Source organism: Qipengyuania sp. SS22 (assembly GCF_025736935.1).
Lineage (GTDB): Bacteria > Pseudomonadota > Alphaproteobacteria > Sphingomonadales > Sphingomonadaceae > Qipengyuania.
In genome coordinates this window covers 341,512-356,663 of record NZ_CP107048.1, presented here as the reverse complement: position 1 = coordinate 356,663, position 15,152 = coordinate 341,512, and the positions used below count along the sequence as shown (strand labels likewise).

Genomic DNA, 15,152 nt, shown 5'->3' with positions numbered 1-15,152 from the left:
AGGAACCATCATGAGCAAGACCGGAACCGTAAAATTCTTCAACACCGACAAGGGCTATGGCTTCATCCAGCCCGACGACGGTTCGGACGACAGCTTCGTCCACATCAGCGCAGTGCAGGCCGCCGGCATGCAGACGCTCGATAAAGAACAGCGCCTCAATTACGAAGTCGAAACCGGCCGTAATGGCAAGGCAAGCGCCGTGAACCTCTCGGCTGCCGATTGATCTCACGGGGCCGCGCGCCGTCGTCCTTGCGGGTGACGGCGCGCGGCCCATTCCTTCTGCAGCAACGGAGATGATCGATGGCGAACCCGACCTACGAATTCTATTCAACCCGTGCTGCCGAATCTGCAGCGGAAGCGAAGGCGGCAACGCTGGATAACGTCCGCGATCGCGCCTTGCGGTCCGAAGCGACCTGGCAAGCGCTTGCCGATCAGGCCCGTGCCGTAGCCCGCCAGCGCAAGAAAATCGAAACCGCCAAGGCCGAAGCGCGCGAAGCCGAAGCCCGCGATCTCGCCGAGCGCGAAGTCGGCGTACCTACGCCACCCTACTCGTAAACAGATCCGCCTGCGCCACCGGTGCAAAGCTGCGCCGATGCAACGGCGTTGGCCCGTGCACGCGCAGCGCCTCGACATGTTCGGCGGTGCCATAGCCGGCATTGCGTTCCCACCCGTAGTGCGGGTGCCGCGCGGCCGCAGCGCGCATCAGCGCATCGCGATGCTCCTTGGCGAGGATCGAGGCGGCGCCGATACACCGTTCCTTGCCATCGCCGCCGACGATCGGGCGAGCCTGCGCCCAGCGCCATGCGGGGTTGCGCCCGTGCGGAGTCATGTTCCCGTCGATCAGCACCGCTTCGGGTTCGCATCCCAGCGCCTCGACCAGCCGCGACACCGCCATGGTCATCGCCAGCATGGTCGCGTGGAAGATGTTGAGCCGGTCGATCTCCGCCGGCTCCACCACCGCCAGCCCCCACGCACAGCGCGCCATGATCTGCGGCTCCAGCGCGGCGCGTTTCTTGGGCGAAAGCAGCTTGGAATCGTCAAGCCCGCCGGGGCATGGCTTGCATAGCACCACCGCGGCTGCGACAACCGGACCCGCCAGGGGCCCGCGCCCCGCCTCGTCGACGCCGATCACCAATGGCGCGGCACCAAGCCCTCGTTCGGGAGTTGCACTGAACATGAAAAAGACCTCGATCCTTGCCGCCACTTTATCGCCCCTCCTGCTCGCTTCAAGCTGCGGCTCCACCGGATCGGGGGATAGCCCCCCTGCGCAGGCAGCACCTTCCGGCGAAACCGGCGGCGCATGGGACGGCGCCTTCGTAACCACCGGACACGGGACCTTCGCCGAACCCTGGGCCGCGGCCTTCGTCCCCGGCACCGCAATGCTGTTCGTGACAGAAAAGGCGGGCACGGCGAAGATCGTCGATACCGCGACCGACGAGATCGTTACCGTCACCGGCCTGCCCGAGGTCGATTACGGCGGCCAGGGCGGGCTGGGCGATGTTGCCTTCCTGCCCTCGCAAAGCGCCTCCACCATCGGTCGCCGTGCGATCTATCTCAGCTGGGCGGAAGCCGGCGACGGCGATACGCGCGGCGCAGCCGTGGGCCGCGGCGAGCTTGTCTGCGCCGCGACGGATAGCTGCCGTATCGACGGCCTCGAAGTGATCTGGCGGCAGAACCCCAAGGTTTCAGGACGCGGGCATTACTCGCACCGCCTCGTGCTCAGTCCCGACGAGCAGCATCTTTTCGTTGCCAGCGGCGAACGCCAGAAACAGACCCCGGCACAGAACAAGCAGAGCCATCTGGGCAAGATCGTGCGACTCAATCTCGATGGCAGCCCCGCTGGTGATGGGGCGATTGCCGGGGCGCTGCCCGACATCTGGTCGATGGGGCATCGCAACATTCTCGGCATCGATTTCGATGCGCAGGGGCGATTGTGGGAAGTCGAACACGGCCCCAAGGGCGGCGACGAACTCAATCTCGTCCAGCGCGGCGAGAATTACGGCTGGCCGACGCGATCGAACGGGGTGAATTACAATGGCTCGGACATTCCCGACCATTCGGCGGATGACGGCTTTGCCAAGCCCGCGGTAAGCTGGACCCCGGTGATCGCGCCGGGGAACATGATCTTCTACACCGGCGACCTGTTCGACGGGCTGGCAGGCGATCTGCTGATCGCGGGTCTCAAGACCGAAGCGATCGTGCGCGTGGCGACCGATGGCGACACCGCGCGCGAGACCGCCCGCTACGATATGGGCAATCGCATCCGGCAGATCGTCGAAGGACCCGACGGTGCGCTGTGGGTGCTCGAAGACGGCGACGGCGGACGGTTGCTGGAACTTCGCCCCCGATAAGGCGAAATTGATCGACACCGGCCATGGGCAGCCCTAATCGGCGCGGCCCATGGCAACCCTCGTCCCCCTTTCCGCCCTCGATCCGGCGCTGGTCGAACAATTGCTCGACGCGGCGTTTGGCGAGGAGCGGCATGCGCGCACCGCCTATCGCATCCGCGCAGGGATGGACTGGCTCGAGGGGGCCAGTTTCGCCGCGCTCGACGATGAGGATTACCTCGCAGGGACGATCCAGCTGTGGCCCGTCGCGCTGACCGATCCGCAGGGTCGCGCGCATCCGATGATCATGGTCGGTCCCGTCGCGGTCATGCCCGGACGGCAGGGCGAAGGCTTCGGCAAGGCGCTTATGGCGGCCAGCCTCGGCGCGATCGACGCGGGGTTCGAAGAGGGCGCGGCGCCGCTGCCGCAAGTGATGATCGGCGATCCCGACTATTACGACCGCTGGGGTTTCCTGGCGGATCATACGGGCGGCTGGCATTGCCCCGGCCCCTACGACCGGCAACGGTTGCTGGTACGCACGGGCAATCCGGCGGTCCTGCCCGCCGAGGGCATGCTGGGGCCATGGAATTCCTGATGCGTGCGGTCAGGACATCCGTCCTGACCTTGCTATTCCGTCCCACGCCCCCTCCCGGCCACCCATAGAATACCGTGCCGTGGGTGGCCGAGAGGGGGAGCGGCACGGAACAGGGCGCAGCGACTGGCGGGTTCAAGCGCGAACAGAGGCCATTTTTCGCGTCGTCATCCCTGCGCAGGCAGGGATCCAGAAAGCCTCGCCTCTAGAGCCTGACGGGGAGTAATCTGGGCCCCCGCCTGCGCAGGGGCGACGGGGTATTGAGTGAGCGGGAGTGTTCTGCCATCGCTCGCGTCGTGCCCTATACCCCGCCCCCCGAACTCGCCGGAATGACGCTGGCCCAGATCGCCGAGGCGGTTGCCGAGCGCAAGCTGCCCCCGGTCGAGCAATGGTCGCCCGATAATGTCGATGACAGCCATATGCGTATTGCCGCCGATGGCACCTGGTATCACGAGGGCTCGCCGATCAAGCGGCCGGGCATGGTGCGCGCCTTTGCCGGCCTGCTCAAGCGCGAGGATGACGGCGGCTATTGGCTGGTCGTGCCCTATCAGAAGCTGTCGATCGCAGTGGACGACGCCTGTTTCATCGCCACCGACGTGTCCGAAGCCGAAGGCGATCTCGCCTTCCGCCTCAATACCGACGAACTGGTGGTGGCGGGTCCGGGCCATGCGATCCGCGCGGCGGGCGATCCCGACAGTCCCGCGCTCTATCTCCATGTCCGGCGCGGCTGCGAAGCGCGGCTCAACCGTTCAACCTATGAACAGCTCGCGCGCATTGCACTGGCACGGGGCGACGACTGGACCGTGGCCAGCGGCGGCGAAACCTACTCGCTCCTGCCCGCATGAGCGCGATCTTCGATCGGCTGACCGCGCTGTTCCAGCAGGGCCATACGCGCGAATTCGACGATCTCTTGTCCGACAGCCGCTTTGCCGATGCCACCCGCACCGCCGATGCGGCGGTGCTGATTGCGGTGACCGAACAGCCCAATCCAACCGTTCTCCTGACCCAGCGCCCGCGCACCATGCGCGACCACCCCGGCCAGGTCGCCTTCCCCGGGGGCAAGCTCGACCATGGCGAAGACGCGGTGCAGGCGGCGCTGCGCGAAGCGTGGGAAGAACTGGCGATCGAGCCCGAGCACGTGCGCCTGATCGGGACCACCGACCGCTACCAGACCGGGACCGGTTTCGACATCACCCCGGTGCTCGCCACGGTGCCGCATGATCTGCCGATCCGCCCCGATCCGCGCGAGGTCGAAAGCTGGTTCGAATGCCCGCTCGACAAGCTGATGGATGCATCGCAATGGAACCGCAATTCGGTGTTCTGGAAGGGCGCGATGCGCGAATATCTCGAAATGGACCATGACGGTTACCGTATCTGGGGCGTGACGGCGGCGATCTGCTGGAACCTGTCGCGGCGGGTCGAATGGTTGCGGGCGCAGGATGACTAAGCACCTCCCCCGGGCCGAATGGACGCAGCGCGCCAGCCTGGCACGGCTGGTCGAGGCGCTGGGCGCGGAGGATCTGCGCTGGGTGGGCGGCTGCGTGCGCGACACGCTGCTGGGCTATCCCGCCAACGATATCGATGCCGCCACGCGCCACTTGCCCGCAACGGTGATCGATCGCTGCCGGTCTGCGGGCATCCGCACCGTGCCCACCGGGATCGACCACGGCACGGTGACCGCGATCCTCGAGGATGGCCCGGTCGAGATCACCACGCTGCGCCGCGATGTGGCGACCGATGGCCGGCGCGCGACGATCGCCTTCTCGCAAGAATGGCGGGACGATGCCGCGCGGCGCGATTTCACGATCAACGCGCTCTATGCCCACCCCGAAACGCTGGCAATCGACGACTATTTCGGCGGGCTGGACGATCTGTCCACGCATCGCGTGCGCTTCATCGGCGATGCCGCAACCCGGATCAAAGAGGACCATTTGCGCATCCTGCGCTATTTCCGCTTCACCACGCGCTTCGGCGACGATTGGGATGCGGAAGCGAGCCGCGCCTGCAGCGAACTGGCGCCAACGCTCAAGGGCCTCAGCCGCGAACGCGTGGGCTGGGAGTTGCAGAACCTGCTCGCCCTGCCCGATCCCGCGGCCACCGTGGACCGGATGCGCGACTTGGGCGTGCTGCAGGAAGTGCTGCCCGAAAGCGGCCGGCGCGAGATCGCGCAACTCGCCCGGCTCGTCGATGCCGAACGCAGCGCCGAAATCGCCCCCGCCGCCATGCGCCGGATGGCCGCGCTGCTGCCCACCATCGTTCCGGTCGCGGAGACGGTGGCAGCCCGCCTGCGCCTCTCGCGCAGCCAGCGTGGCCGGCTGACCTGCATCGCGCGGCGCGAACCGCAGGATGCCGCGCATCCGCAAGGTCTTGCCTATATGGTCGGACGCGAATGCGCGGTGGACCGCCTGCTGATCGGAGGCGCCGATCCCGCCCCGATCATCGACTGGCAGGTCCCCACCTTCCCGCTCAAGGGCGGCGAGATCGTCGCCCGCGGGGTGGCCAAGGGCCCCGAGGTCGCGCGGATATTGCAGTGCATCGAAAAGCGCTGGGTCGCGGAGCGGTTTCCGTCCCGCGAACGGGTTGAAGAATTGCTCGATGAAGAGCTGGGCGCGCGCTGAACCCTTGCATTGAAACGACTTCAGCGTGGCTTAAGGTGCAGTGCACCATAAAGGTCACGCGGTTGCAGAAAAACGCAATCCGTGAAATAGAGCAGCTGTTCTCCGCTGGGGGACTGCGGGGGGCGAAGAACAATATTCTCGTCCGCTCTTTCCAGTTTAGTCGGCTCGATCGCGCGTTTCGCGTGTGGGAGAGCCGCGTGTTTCGAATAACAAGCCTTGGAGTTGCATATGAAAATCGCAAAACTGGCGCTCGCCGCCGTTGCCCTTACCACCACTGCCGCTGTCGCCCCGGGCGTCGCCACCGCGCAGGAAGCTACCGCCGGTGTGACCGCCGGTACCACTGTCTATGGCAATGACGGCGTGGAAATCGGCACGGTCGAACGCGTCGAGGGCGAAACCGCAGTTCTCGTGGTCGACGGCATGAAGGCCCCGGTCCCGGCTGCCGCTTTCGGCACCGGTGAACAGGGCGCCACGCTCAATGCCACCAAGGCGCAGATCGTCGGCATGCTGCAGGCAGCGCACCAGGAAGCCATGACCAAGCGCGACGCCGCGCTGGTCGTCGGAGCCGAAGCCGTGACCGCCAAGAACGCGCCGCTCGGTACCGTGCTTGAAATCAACGGCGACAACGTCATCATCGCCCGCGGCGGTGACGAAACCGCCAAGATCACGCTGCTGCGCGAACATTTCGCCGCCGCGCCCGACGGCGCGCTGATGGCGCTCATGACCAATGCCCAGATCGATGCCGCCATGGCTGCATCGACCCCGGCTGCCGAAAGCGCCGGCGAATAATACGATAGCCCTTCAAGGGTCGCACGAAGGCCGGAGACGAGCGATCGTCTCCGGCCTTTTTGTGGATACGGGTCGGACCTCCGTCCAATCCTTGCGGTACCGGCCCGCACCCCCTCCCGGCCACCCACGGCACGGTATTCTATGGGTGGCCGGGAGGGGGCGCGGGCCGGTGCAGCCGTAAGCTAGTGGCGGATACCGCTAGCGCACCACCCAAACCTCACCCGAATTTGTTATCCCGCGGGAAGCCCTGCGGGGGGAGGCGGCCGGCGCCGCCGCGGGCGACTTTCCATTGCCACATCTCGCCCTCGGTGCGGGTGCGGTCGCCCTTGCCGCCCATCTGCCATGACAGGCCATCTTCGAGACGGAAGGTGGTTGCATCGGCCAGCCCGCCATCGCGGTAGCGTTGCAGCGTCACCCCCTGCCCGCGCGCGAGTTCGGGCAGTTCCTCGAGGTTGAAGACCACCAGCTTGCGGTTGTCGCCAACCACCGCGACATGGTTATGCCCCTCGGCGATCGCGCGCGCGACGACCAGCTTCGCACCGTCCTTGAGATTGACCACCTGGCGCCCCTTGCGCGTTTCGGCGAGCAGAACGTCGGTGGTCGCGCCGAAGCCCTTGCCGGTATCCGCGGCGAGCAGCAGGCGCTGGCCCGGCTTGTGCACGATCACCGTCATGATCTGCGCGCTGGCATCGATATCGAGCGTGTTGCGCACCGGTTCGCCAAAACCGCGCGCGCCGGGCAGCTTGTCCGCGCCCAGCGTGAAGAACCGGCCCTTGTCGGTCGCCAGCAGCAGCTTGTCGGTCGTCTGCGCGTGGAACACGAAGGCGGGCCCGTCGCCTTCCTTGTATTTGAATTCCTGGTCGAGCGGCAGATGGCCCTTCGCCCCGCGGACCCAGCCCTTCTGCGACAGGATCACCGTCACCGGTTCCTTCTCGATCATCGCATCCATGCTGAATTCGACCGCAGGCGCGGCTTCCTCGATCGCGGTGCGGCGACGGCCAAGCGCGGTGTCGGGCCCGTATTCCTTGCGCAGCGCATTGAGATCGCGCTTCAGCCGCGTACGCTGGCGGGCGGGCGAGCCCAGCAGCTTGTCGAGCTCGTCTTGCTCCTTGAGCAATTCGTCCTTTTCATTGCGCAGCTGCATTTCTTCCAGCTTGCGCAAGGACCGCAGCCGCATGTTGAGGATCGCCTCGACCTGCCGGTCGGTCAGCTTGAACTCCTCCATCATCACCGCCTTGGGATCGTCCTCGGTGCGGATGATCTCGATCACCCGGTCGAGGTTGAGGAAGGCGATGATATAGCCTTCGACCAGCTCCAGTCGCCGCGCGATCTGGTCGAGCCGGTGCTGGCTGCGCCGCTGGAGGATGTCGATCTGGCTGGCGATCCAGTGGTTGAGCAGCTCCTTGAGCCCCATCACCATCGGCGTGCGGCTCGCGTCGAGCACGTTGAGATTGAGCCCGAACCGCGTTTCCATATCGGTCAGCTTGTAGAGGCTTTCCTTGAGCAGGTCGGGATCGACATTGCGGCTGCGCGGGACCAGCACGATGCGGATCTGCTCGTCGCTTTCGTCGCGTACATCCTCGAGGATCGGCAGCTTGCGGTCGCCGATCGCGGCGGCGATCTGCTCGATCAGCTTGCCCTTGGCGACCTGGTAGGGGATTTCGCTGATGACAAGCTGCCATTGCCCGCCGCCCAGCCGCTCGATCCCCGCTTCGCGATCCTCCGCCTTCTCGGCTTCGGCAGCATGGAAGGTGCCGCGCACGCGGAACGACCCGCGCCCGGTGGCGTACGCTGTGGCCACTGCCTCGGCGCTTTCGGCCACGATCCCGCCGGTGGCGAAATCGGGGCCCCTGAACAGTTCCATCAGCCGCGCATGTTCGACATGCGGATTGTCGATCACCTCGAGCGTGGCATCGACGATCTCGGCGACATTGTGGCTCGGGATATTGGTCGCCATGCCCACCGCGATGCCGCTGGCGCCGTTGGCGAGCAGATTGGGGAACAGGCCGGGAAATATCTCCGGCTCCTGTTCCTCGCCATTATAGGTCGGCACGAAATCGACCGTGCCTTCGTCGAGACCTTCCATCAGCCGCAGAGCGGTCTTGGTCAGGCGGGCCTCGGTGTAGCGATAGGCCGCGGCATTATCGCCGTCGATATTGCCGAAATTGCCCTGCCCTTCGACCAGCGGATAGCGCAGCGAGAAATCCTGCGCGAGGCGAACCATGGCGTCATAAACGCTGGCATCGCCATGCGGGTGGTACTTGCCGATCACATCGCCGACCACGCGCGCGGATTTCTTGAACGCGTCGGTCGGGTTGAGCTTCAACTGCCGCATCGCCCACAGCAGCCGCCGGTGAACCGGCTTCAGCCCGTCCCGCAGGTCGGGCAGCGAGCGCGCGGTAATCGTGCTCAGCGCATAGACAAGATAGCGCTCGGACAGTGCCGAATCGAACGGGGCGTCGACGATCGCGTCGAACGGGTCTTTTTCACTGTCGAGAGTGGTGTCGTTAGCGGCCATGCGACCCGCCCTATCACCGCCACGCCCTACCTAGAAGAACGGAACGGTGCGCTTTCCCCACGCGTTGCAAGGGCAACACCAAATCAAGGAGTTTCCCCATGACAAAGCGCGTAATGATCCTCGCCACCGATGGCTTCGAACAGTCGGAGCTGATGAAGCCCAAGGCCAATCTCGAAAAGGCCGGCATCGAAACCGAAGTCGTCAGCCTCGAAGAAGGTTCGATCCGCGGATGGGACCAGAAGGACTGGGGCGAAAGCGTTGCGGTCGACAAGACGGTCGACGCGGTCGACAATTGCGAAGGCTACGATGCGCTGCTGCTGCCGGGCGGCCAGATGAACCCCGACATCCTGCGGATGAACGAGCGCGCGGTCGCCATCGTCCGCGAATTCGCCCTCGCGGACAAGCCGATCGCGGCGATCTGCCACGCACCGTGGCTGCTGGCCGAAGCCGGTCTGATCGACGGCAAGACCGTAACCAGCTGGCCCTCGATACGCACCGACCTGAAGAATGCGGGTGCCAATGTGGTCGATCAGGAAGTCGCCACCGACGGCAAGGTCATCACCAGCCGCAACCCCGATGACATCCCCGCCTTCAGCAAGGCGTTGATCGACATGCTGGGCGAAAGCGTGACGGATAGCGAGCTCGAAGCCGCCTGAGCCGGCACATTACGCTCACAGCGAGGGCCCCGCCGCAGTAATGCGGTGGGGCTTTTTCGTGGTTGCATCATGGTCGTTATGTGGCAGAAAAAACGTGGAAGCGGAGGGAACCATGAAGAAATCGATCGGCGCTGCGCTAGTAATCCTTGGTCTGGTTCCCGGCTGCAGCAACACGTCTGAAGATGAAGGGTCGCCGCGTTCGATGATCGCGCAGGTCGATCCGGGTGACGGCAGCGACGCTGCGCCGCAGAATTCATTCGGCTTCATGGAAGCGGTGGAGCATAGGGGGTCGACTTTTCCGGCGGCGACGCCCAAGCGTTTCGCACGGCGACGCTGCGAAATGCGGTCGACATAGTCGAAGAGGACACATCCAACCGCCCCGAGATCGAGCAGGCCGAGAACGGGCAAATCGCCTATTCGTATGGCTTTGGCTTCCGCATCGACGGCGATAAAATTGTCCCGTTGCAGGCGGCTCACGTTGCCATGTGCGAGGCGTTGGGGCCAAACTGCCGCGTCTTGCGCATGTCGGCAGCGAGCATGGATAGCTGGGACGGCTATGGTGAATTGCAGCTCCAGATTACAAGCGACCAAGTCAGGGCATTCGGCGACGGCATCGCAAGTCCGGCAGCAGAACTCGGAGGGGAACTCGTCTCCTCGGTCCGCGATGGCGAGGACCTGTCTGAACAAATCATCGACACCGAGGCGCGTCTCGCTTCGAGGCTGTTGTTGCGCGACAAGCTGACCGCGATCCTCGCTGGCAACCGCGGATCGGTCGATGAGCTGGTCAAGGCGGAGAAGGCGGTTGCCGAGGTAAACGAGGAAATCGACGCCACTCGCACCAAGCTGGAGAAGTTCCGGAGCCGCATCCGCTTGAGCGATGTGAAAATCGAATACGAGCCCTATTTCGGGCAGTCGCAGGTCGGCTTTGGGCTGCCAGTGTTGCAGGCATTGCGGTCGATAGGCTCGACGCTCGGAGGAGCCACCGCAGCACTTATTTACGGGCTGACCGCTCTTATCCCGTTCGTCCTGTTCGCGCTGCTGCTGCGCTGGACGCTGCACCGCTTCGGAATGCGGCTCCGCTTCTGGAAAAACCGCGGAGAAGAAACCTAAAGCCGCCGCATATCGTAGCTTTCGGAAGGGATACGCACCTTCAGCCCGTCCAGTTCGGGAGTGAGGTCGATCTGGCACGACAGGCGGCTGGTGCGCGCGACGCCGGCGGCGAGGTCGAGCATGCCACTTGCTCCTCGCCCGTTTCCTTGAACCAGTCGAACTGGAACTGGCGGGGTTTTGTTTGTGCGGGACCGATTGCAGTCGCGGTGCATTCGGATCGCATGGGGAATCGTCACACCAGCTTCATCCGCGCGCTCATCACGCTGTTTTACGCGCTGGTCGCTTTCCAGGTGGCGGCCCAGTCAGATCGTTCGGTCGCGGAAGGTTCGCAGCCATTCGTCTACGAGGTGGAACGGCTCCAGAACGGCACGCCCGCCGGGCGGATCCCGCTCGATCTCGATACGCCGATGGGGCTTATGGAAAGCTTCATGGCGGCGGGCGAGGACGGGGACTGGTCGCGTGCGGCCGCGGCTCTCGATCTGGCGAATGTCGACGCGGAAGCCCGCGATCCGGACCTGTTCGCTGCCCGGCTCTACGATCTCATGCACCGGTCGGTCGCGTTCGACTGGGCCTTGCTGCCCGACCGCCCCGACGCGGTCGATACCACCACCACCTCGAAGGACCCGATGGCAGGGGTCGCGCGCCGTTCGCTGACAATCGGCCATCTCGAACTTTCCAATCGCACCGTCCCGATCCGGCTGGCGCGTGTGCAGGCGCCTGAAGGCGAACCGGTATGGGTCTTCAGCCGCCAGACGGTCGAAAATGTCCTCGCGCTCTACGACGTTTACGGGCCGACCCGGTTCGAAAAGAGCCTGCCCGCCCCGCTGCGTCAGCAGGCGTTCTGGACGCTGGCGTGGTGGGAAGTGCTTGCGCTGCCGCTGATCCTGTTCGTCGGGGCGCTCGCTGCGGCGCTGACCTATCTTGGCATCGGTCGTCTGCGCCGCAGGCAGGAGGAAGACTCACGGCTGTATGGCGTGTGGCAGGCGATCCACGTGCCCGCTACGCTGCTGGCCTTCGCGGGCACCTTTGCGCTGGTCCGGCTAACGCTGTTCCGCCTGTCGGGCCCGGTAAAAGACCTGCTCGACCCGCTCCAGCTAGTGTTGATCATAGCGGCCATCGTCGGCATCGCGCTGTCGGTGATCGAGGCGCTGTTCGATTTTGCGACTGCGCAGCGCACCGACGAGCTGGAATCCCCCGAGAACAATCCCGACCGCAATTTCTACACCAAGATGAGCGCGATCCGGCGGATCGTTACCGTCATGATCCTGCTGGCGGGCATCGGCTTCCTGCTCGTCGCAAGCAATCTGTCGAGCACGCTGGGGTTCTCGATCATGGCCTCGGCGGGCATCCTCGGGCTGGTGCTGGCCTTTGCCGCGCGCAAGGTGCTTGGCGACATCATGGCGAGCGTGCAGATCGCCTTCGCGCAGACCGCAAGGATCGGCGATGCGATCCGCTATGACGGGCAATGGTGCTATGTCGAGAAGATCGGCTTCACACATCTGCGGCTGCGCACCTGGGACGAACGCCGCCTGATCGCCCCGGTCAGCGATTTTACAAGCGACAGCTTCGAGAACTGGACCAAACAGGAATCGCGGCTGATGATGCATGTCGAACTCGAATTCGACAATCGCGCCGATGTGGAGGCGCTGCGCCAGCCGTTCCGCGAATTCGTGGAAACCGACGAGGATGTCGTCGATCCCGAGGACGCGAAATGCCAGGTCATCGCGCAGGACGCACGGGCGATGACGGTGCGGTTCATGGCCCGTTCGACCGATCCGAAATGCGGGTGGGACATGCATTGCCGCCTGCGCGAACATATGCTGCGCGCCGCATCGGAAATGGATGCCGCGGCCGAGCGCGAGCCGGTGCCAGCCTACCTTCCCCGCGAACGCGAAGTGCGCATGGATTTAACGGCCGCCGAAGAGGCCTGACGCCAAGCCTAGCGGCTCATATCGTAGCTTTCGGAAGGGATGCGCACTTTCAGCCCGTCGAGTTCGGGGGTGAGGTCGATCTGGCACGACAGGCGGCTGGTGCGCGCGACGCCGGCGGCGAGGTCGAGCATATCCTCTTCCTCCTCGCTTGCTTCATCGAGCCGGTCGAACCATTCCGGCTCGACGATCACATGGCAGGTCGAACAGGCCATCTGGCCTTCGCATGTCCCCTCGAGCGGGAGCCCCGCGGCCTGCGCCACGCGCAGGAGATTGTCGCCGGGTTCGGCCTCGGCGGTTACGATCTCGTCGGTCGCGGTAACGAATTCGATCTTCACAGCGCTTGCGCCTCCGCTGCGGCGTTGATCTTGCCCGCCGCTTCCTCGATTTCCTCAAGCGTGGTGTAGCGCCCGAAGCCGAGCCGGATAGAGCTTTTCGCCTCTTTGTCGGACAGGCCGATGGCTTTCAGTACATGGCTGGGACGGCCCGAGCCGCTGGCGCAGGCGCTGCCCGCAGAGAACATCACATCGCGGACATCGCTCATCAGGCGTCCAACATCGAGCCCCTCGCGGCGGATGTTGAGATTGCCGGGCCAGCGTGCGTCTTCGCTGCCGTTGAGCGTCCAGTCGCCGAACAGACTGCGCGCGCGCGTCCAGAGCGCATCGATATGGTCGCGGTCCTGCTCCATCCGGTCCTTCGCCTCGGCAGCCGCCGCGCCCATCCCCGCGATCAGCGCGGGGCTGAGCGTGCCCGACCGCAGGCCGAATTCCTGCCCACCGCCGGTCTGCACCTCGTGCAGATCGACCCCGTCGCGCAGCCATAATGCGCCGACACCCTTGGGCCCGTGGAACTTGTGCGCCGAAATCGCGATCATGTCCGCGCCGGTCAGTTCGATCCGGCCATAGGCCTGCACCGCATCGCACAGGAACAGCGCATTGTGCTGCTTGGCCTTGCGGTGCCATTCGATCGTCGGCTGGATCGTGCCGATTTCGTTATCGACCTGCATCACGCAGACCAGCCGCGTGTCGGCGGGCAGGTCCTGCTTGGTGTTGCACTGGCCGTTGCTGGCGACATTGAGCACATGGCTCTTGCCCGCGGCTTGCGCGGTATCGCCGACCGCCGAATGCTCGATCGCGGAATAGGACACGGTGCCGCTATCGCCCGATCCGCGGATCGCTAAATTGAGCGCCTCGGTCGCACCAGACGTGAAGATCACGCGGCCCCCGGCGGGCAACAGCGCGGCGACCTGGTCGCGCGCCAGTTCGATCGCGGCCCTGGCCTGCCGCCCCATGCGATGCGGACTGTGCGGATTTCCGAAGCCGGTACCGCCCGGCCCGTCGAGCCAGCGCAGCATCGCATCGCGCGCTTCGGGCGCGAGCGGGGTGGTGGCCTGATAGTCGAGATAGATCACGAGGTTCTCATACAGTCATTGCGAGCAAAGCGAAGCAATCCAGTTCTGGCCGAGCTGGACTGGCGCGGCGCCTTAAGCCCTTCGCGATGACCGGGACGGCTAGGCATCTGCCAATTCAAACCAGACCTCGCAGAAGCGTTCCACCTCGGCGCGGGTCGTATTCCAGCCCACGGAGACGCGGATGGTGCTGGCGGCGATGTCCGGTTCGACCTGCATGGCCTCCAGCACGCGGCTGGTCTTCATGGTGCCGCTTGAACAGGCGCTGCCTTGCGACACCGCGATGCCCGCCATGTCGAAGCGCATGACCTGCGCGGTCGCGCTCATGTTCGGCATGGCGATCGCGCGAATATAGGGTGTTGGGTCGGCCAGGCGGTCCGAAAGCCATGTACCGCCCAGCTTGCGGCACTTCTTTGCCAGCGTATCGAGCGGCTCGAGCACCTGAGGATCGACATAGGGATCGCTGCACGCTTCCAGCGCCGCCACCATGCCCAGCACGCCGGGCATGTTCTCGGTCCCGCGCCGGTAGCCGCGTTCCTGCCCGCCGGAAGGGGCGAGCATGGCATAGTCCTTCACCAGCAGCGCACCGACACCGATCGGCCCGCCGAACTTGTGCGCCGAGATGATCGCCATGTCGCAGGGCGGCAGCGCGAACCGGCCCGCCCCCTGCGCGCAATCGGCGAGCAGCAGTCCGCCCGCCTGGTGGACTATCCCCGTGATCGCGGCGAGGTCCTGGCGATTGCCGGTTTCGGAATTGACCTGCTGTACCGCCACCAGCGGGCGTTCACGCTGGACTGCCTCGGTCAGCACGTCGAGATCGAGCGCCCCATCGGCGCGTACCGGCAGGCGTTCAGCGGCAGGGGCGGCCTGAAGCACGCAGTCGTGTTCGACAGAAGCTACCAAACGCGCGCCGGCCTGCGCATGGCCCAGCACCAGCGCCGCCGCCTCACTTGCGCCGGAAGTGAAGATGATCTCTCCCTCCCAGCCAAGCGCGGCCTTCACCCGCTCACGCGCGTCTTCAAGCAGGCTGCGCGCCTTGCGCCCGGCGACATGCGGACTGCTCGGATTGGCCCAGAGCGCGAAGCCGTCCTGCATCGCCCGCAGCGCTTCGGGGCGCAGCGGAGTGGTGGCGGCATGGTCGAGATAGATTGGCGTAGAAATGACGGATGCTCGAAAATATTGCGAAATCGGTGTTAATCACTATAT

Annotated in this window: 17 protein-coding genes and 1 pseudogene; 11 read left to right on the top strand and 7 right to left on the bottom strand. The window is 65.2% G+C overall.

Annotation, left to right across the window (positions count from 1 at the left end; translation table 11 throughout):
• Window positions 1-10: 10 nt before the first annotated feature.
• Both N6L26_RS01705 and N6L26_RS01700 read left to right on the top strand, forming a co-directional pair.
• A complete protein-coding gene (locus N6L26_RS01705; protein WP_263606329.1) occupies window positions 11-223 on the top strand; it encodes a cold-shock protein in 213 nt (70 codons plus the stop codon).
• A gap of 77 nt (window positions 224-300) precedes the next feature.
• Window positions 301-555, top strand: a complete 255-nt coding sequence (locus N6L26_RS01700) for a hypothetical protein (protein ID WP_253517784.1) — start codon at window positions 301-303, stop codon at window positions 553-555.
• On the opposite strand, the gene N6L26_RS01695 is transcribed toward N6L26_RS01700, so the two are convergent.
• Window positions 536-1,177 carry a ribonuclease HII gene (locus tag N6L26_RS01695; RefSeq protein WP_263606328.1) on the bottom strand — a complete coding sequence of 214 codons (642 nt, stop codon included), beginning with the start codon at window positions 1,175-1,177 and terminating at the stop codon, window positions 536-538. The genes N6L26_RS01700 and N6L26_RS01695 overlap by 20 nt on opposite strands.
• On the opposite strand from N6L26_RS01695, the gene N6L26_RS01690 reads away from it, so the two are divergent.
• The 6 genes from N6L26_RS01690 (at window position 1,176) to N6L26_RS01665 (ending at window position 6,326) form a co-directional block, all read left to right on the top strand.
• The gene (locus N6L26_RS01690; protein WP_263606327.1) at window positions 1,176-2,351 is read left to right on the top strand and encodes a PQQ-dependent sugar dehydrogenase; all 1,176 of its coding nucleotides are present in this window, start codon (window positions 1,176-1,178) and stop codon (window positions 2,349-2,351) included. The two genes, N6L26_RS01695 and N6L26_RS01690, sit on opposite strands and share 2 nt — an antisense overlap.
• Before the next feature lie 49 nt (window positions 2,352-2,400).
• On the top strand, window positions 2,401-2,922 hold the full coding sequence (locus tag N6L26_RS01685) for a GNAT family N-acetyltransferase (protein WP_263606326.1): 522 nt from the start codon (window positions 2,401-2,403) through the stop codon (window positions 2,920-2,922).
• 293 nt (window positions 2,923-3,215) lie between these two features.
• A complete protein-coding gene (locus N6L26_RS01680) occupies window positions 3,216-3,764 on the top strand; it encodes a DUF1285 domain-containing protein (protein ID WP_263607230.1) in 549 nt (182 codons plus the stop codon).
• Complete coding sequence (locus N6L26_RS01675) at window positions 3,761-4,366, top strand: CoA pyrophosphatase (RefSeq protein ID WP_263606325.1); 606 nt, start codon at window positions 3,761-3,763, stop codon at window positions 4,364-4,366. Before N6L26_RS01680 ends, N6L26_RS01675 begins: the two co-directional genes overlap by 4 nt.
• Window positions 4,359-5,537: a CCA tRNA nucleotidyltransferase gene (locus tag N6L26_RS01670; RefSeq protein ID WP_263606324.1), complete on the top strand. Its 1,179-nt coding sequence runs from the start codon at window positions 4,359-4,361 to the stop codon at window positions 5,535-5,537. Before N6L26_RS01675 ends, N6L26_RS01670 begins: the two co-directional genes overlap by 8 nt.
• Before the next feature lie 228 nt (window positions 5,538-5,765).
• Window positions 5,766-6,326: a hypothetical protein gene (locus N6L26_RS01665; RefSeq protein WP_263606323.1), complete on the top strand. Its 561-nt coding sequence runs from the start codon at window positions 5,766-5,768 to the stop codon at window positions 6,324-6,326.
• Window positions 6,327-6,543: 217 nt separating this feature from the next.
• Here N6L26_RS01665 and parC read toward each other — a convergent pair whose 3' ends face one another.
• Window positions 6,544-8,844 (bottom strand): DNA topoisomerase IV subunit A, encoded by a 2,301-nt coding sequence (parC, locus tag N6L26_RS01660; RefSeq protein WP_263606322.1) that lies wholly within the window; start codon window positions 8,842-8,844, stop codon window positions 6,544-6,546.
• A gap of 98 nt (window positions 8,845-8,942) precedes the next feature.
• Between parC and N6L26_RS01655 the strand changes: the two genes are divergently transcribed.
• The gene (locus N6L26_RS01655; protein WP_263606321.1) at window positions 8,943-9,500 is read left to right on the top strand and encodes a type 1 glutamine amidotransferase domain-containing protein; all 558 of its coding nucleotides are present in this window, start codon (window positions 8,943-8,945) and stop codon (window positions 9,498-9,500) included.
• Between the two features lie 15 nt (window positions 9,501-9,515).
• Here the strand turns inward: N6L26_RS01655 and N6L26_RS01650 are convergent, their stop codons facing one another.
• A complete protein-coding gene (locus N6L26_RS01650) occupies window positions 9,516-9,977 on the bottom strand; it encodes a hypothetical protein (RefSeq protein WP_263606320.1) in 462 nt (153 codons plus the stop codon).
• 6 nt (window positions 9,978-9,983) lie between these two features.
• Here N6L26_RS01650 and N6L26_RS01645 point away from each other — a divergent pair, with 6 nt between their 5' ends.
• Complete coding sequence (locus N6L26_RS01645) at window positions 9,984-10,610, top strand: DUF4349 domain-containing protein (RefSeq protein ID WP_263606319.1); 627 nt, start codon at window positions 9,984-9,986, stop codon at window positions 10,608-10,610.
• Here N6L26_RS01645 and N6L26_RS01640 read toward each other — a convergent pair.
• Window positions 10,607-10,732: pseudogene (locus tag N6L26_RS01640) on the bottom strand (2Fe-2S ferredoxin); the annotation flags it as partial. The gene N6L26_RS01645 and the pseudogene N6L26_RS01640 overlap by 4 nt on opposite strands.
• 99 nt (window positions 10,733-10,831) lie before the next feature.
• Between N6L26_RS01640 and N6L26_RS01635 the strand changes: the two are divergent.
• The gene (locus N6L26_RS01635) at window positions 10,832-12,541 is read left to right on the top strand and encodes a mechanosensitive ion channel family protein (protein ID WP_263606318.1); all 1,710 of its coding nucleotides are present in this window, start codon (window positions 10,832-10,834) and stop codon (window positions 12,539-12,541) included.
• Between the two features lie 8 nt (window positions 12,542-12,549).
• Here N6L26_RS01635 and N6L26_RS01630 read toward each other — a convergent pair whose 3' ends face one another.
• The 3 genes from N6L26_RS01630 to N6L26_RS01620 form a co-directional block, all read right to left on the bottom strand.
• Window positions 12,550-12,876, bottom strand: a complete 327-nt coding sequence (locus N6L26_RS01630; RefSeq protein WP_263606317.1) for a 2Fe-2S iron-sulfur cluster-binding protein — start codon at window positions 12,874-12,876, stop codon at window positions 12,550-12,552.
• On the bottom strand, window positions 12,873-13,949 hold the full coding sequence (locus tag N6L26_RS01625; RefSeq protein ID WP_263606316.1) for a cysteine desulfurase family protein: 1,077 nt from the start codon (window positions 13,947-13,949) through the stop codon (window positions 12,873-12,875). Before N6L26_RS01625 ends, N6L26_RS01630 begins: the two co-directional genes overlap by 4 nt.
• A gap of 99 nt (window positions 13,950-14,048) precedes the next feature.
• The gene (locus N6L26_RS01620) at window positions 14,049-15,095 is read right to left on the bottom strand and encodes a cysteine desulfurase family protein (protein ID WP_412071348.1); all 1,047 of its coding nucleotides are present in this window, start codon (window positions 15,093-15,095) and stop codon (window positions 14,049-14,051) included.
• Window positions 15,096-15,152: the final 57 nt, after the last annotated feature.

Excerpts from the sequence above, each read along its gene's own strand:
- N6L26_RS01690 (WP_263606327.1), top strand. The coding sequence starts at position 1,176 with ATGAAAAAGACCTCGATCCTTGCCGCCACTTTATCGCCCCTCCTGCTC.
- N6L26_RS01705 (WP_263606329.1), top strand. The coding sequence starts at position 11 with ATGAGCAAGACCGGAACCGTAAAATTCTTCAACACCGACAAGGGCTAT.
- parC (WP_263606322.1), bottom strand. The coding sequence starts at position 8,844 with ATGGCCGCTAACGACACCACTCTCGACAGTGAAAAAGACCCGTTCGAC.
- N6L26_RS01645 (WP_263606319.1), top strand. The coding sequence starts at position 9,984 with ATGTGCGAGGCGTTGGGGCCAAACTGCCGCGTCTTGCGCATGTCGGCA.
- N6L26_RS01700 (WP_253517784.1), top strand. The coding sequence starts at position 301 with ATGGCGAACCCGACCTACGAATTCTATTCAACCCGTGCTGCCGAATCT.
- N6L26_RS01670 (WP_263606324.1), top strand. The coding sequence starts at position 4,359 with ATGACTAAGCACCTCCCCCGGGCCGAATGGACGCAGCGCGCCAGCCTG.
- N6L26_RS01635 (WP_263606318.1), top strand. The coding sequence starts at position 10,832 with ATGGGGAATCGTCACACCAGCTTCATCCGCGCGCTCATCACGCTGTTT.
- N6L26_RS01675 (WP_263606325.1), top strand. The coding sequence starts at position 3,761 with ATGAGCGCGATCTTCGATCGGCTGACCGCGCTGTTCCAGCAGGGCCAT.
- N6L26_RS01655 (WP_263606321.1), top strand. The coding sequence starts at position 8,943 with ATGACAAAGCGCGTAATGATCCTCGCCACCGATGGCTTCGAACAGTCG.
- N6L26_RS01665 (WP_263606323.1), top strand. The coding sequence starts at position 5,766 with ATGAAAATCGCAAAACTGGCGCTCGCCGCCGTTGCCCTTACCACCACT.
- N6L26_RS01695 (WP_263606328.1), bottom strand. The coding sequence starts at position 1,177 with ATGTTCAGTGCAACTCCCGAACGAGGGCTTGGTGCCGCGCCATTGGTG.
- N6L26_RS01685 (WP_263606326.1), top strand. The coding sequence starts at position 2,401 with ATGGCAACCCTCGTCCCCCTTTCCGCCCTCGATCCGGCGCTGGTCGAA.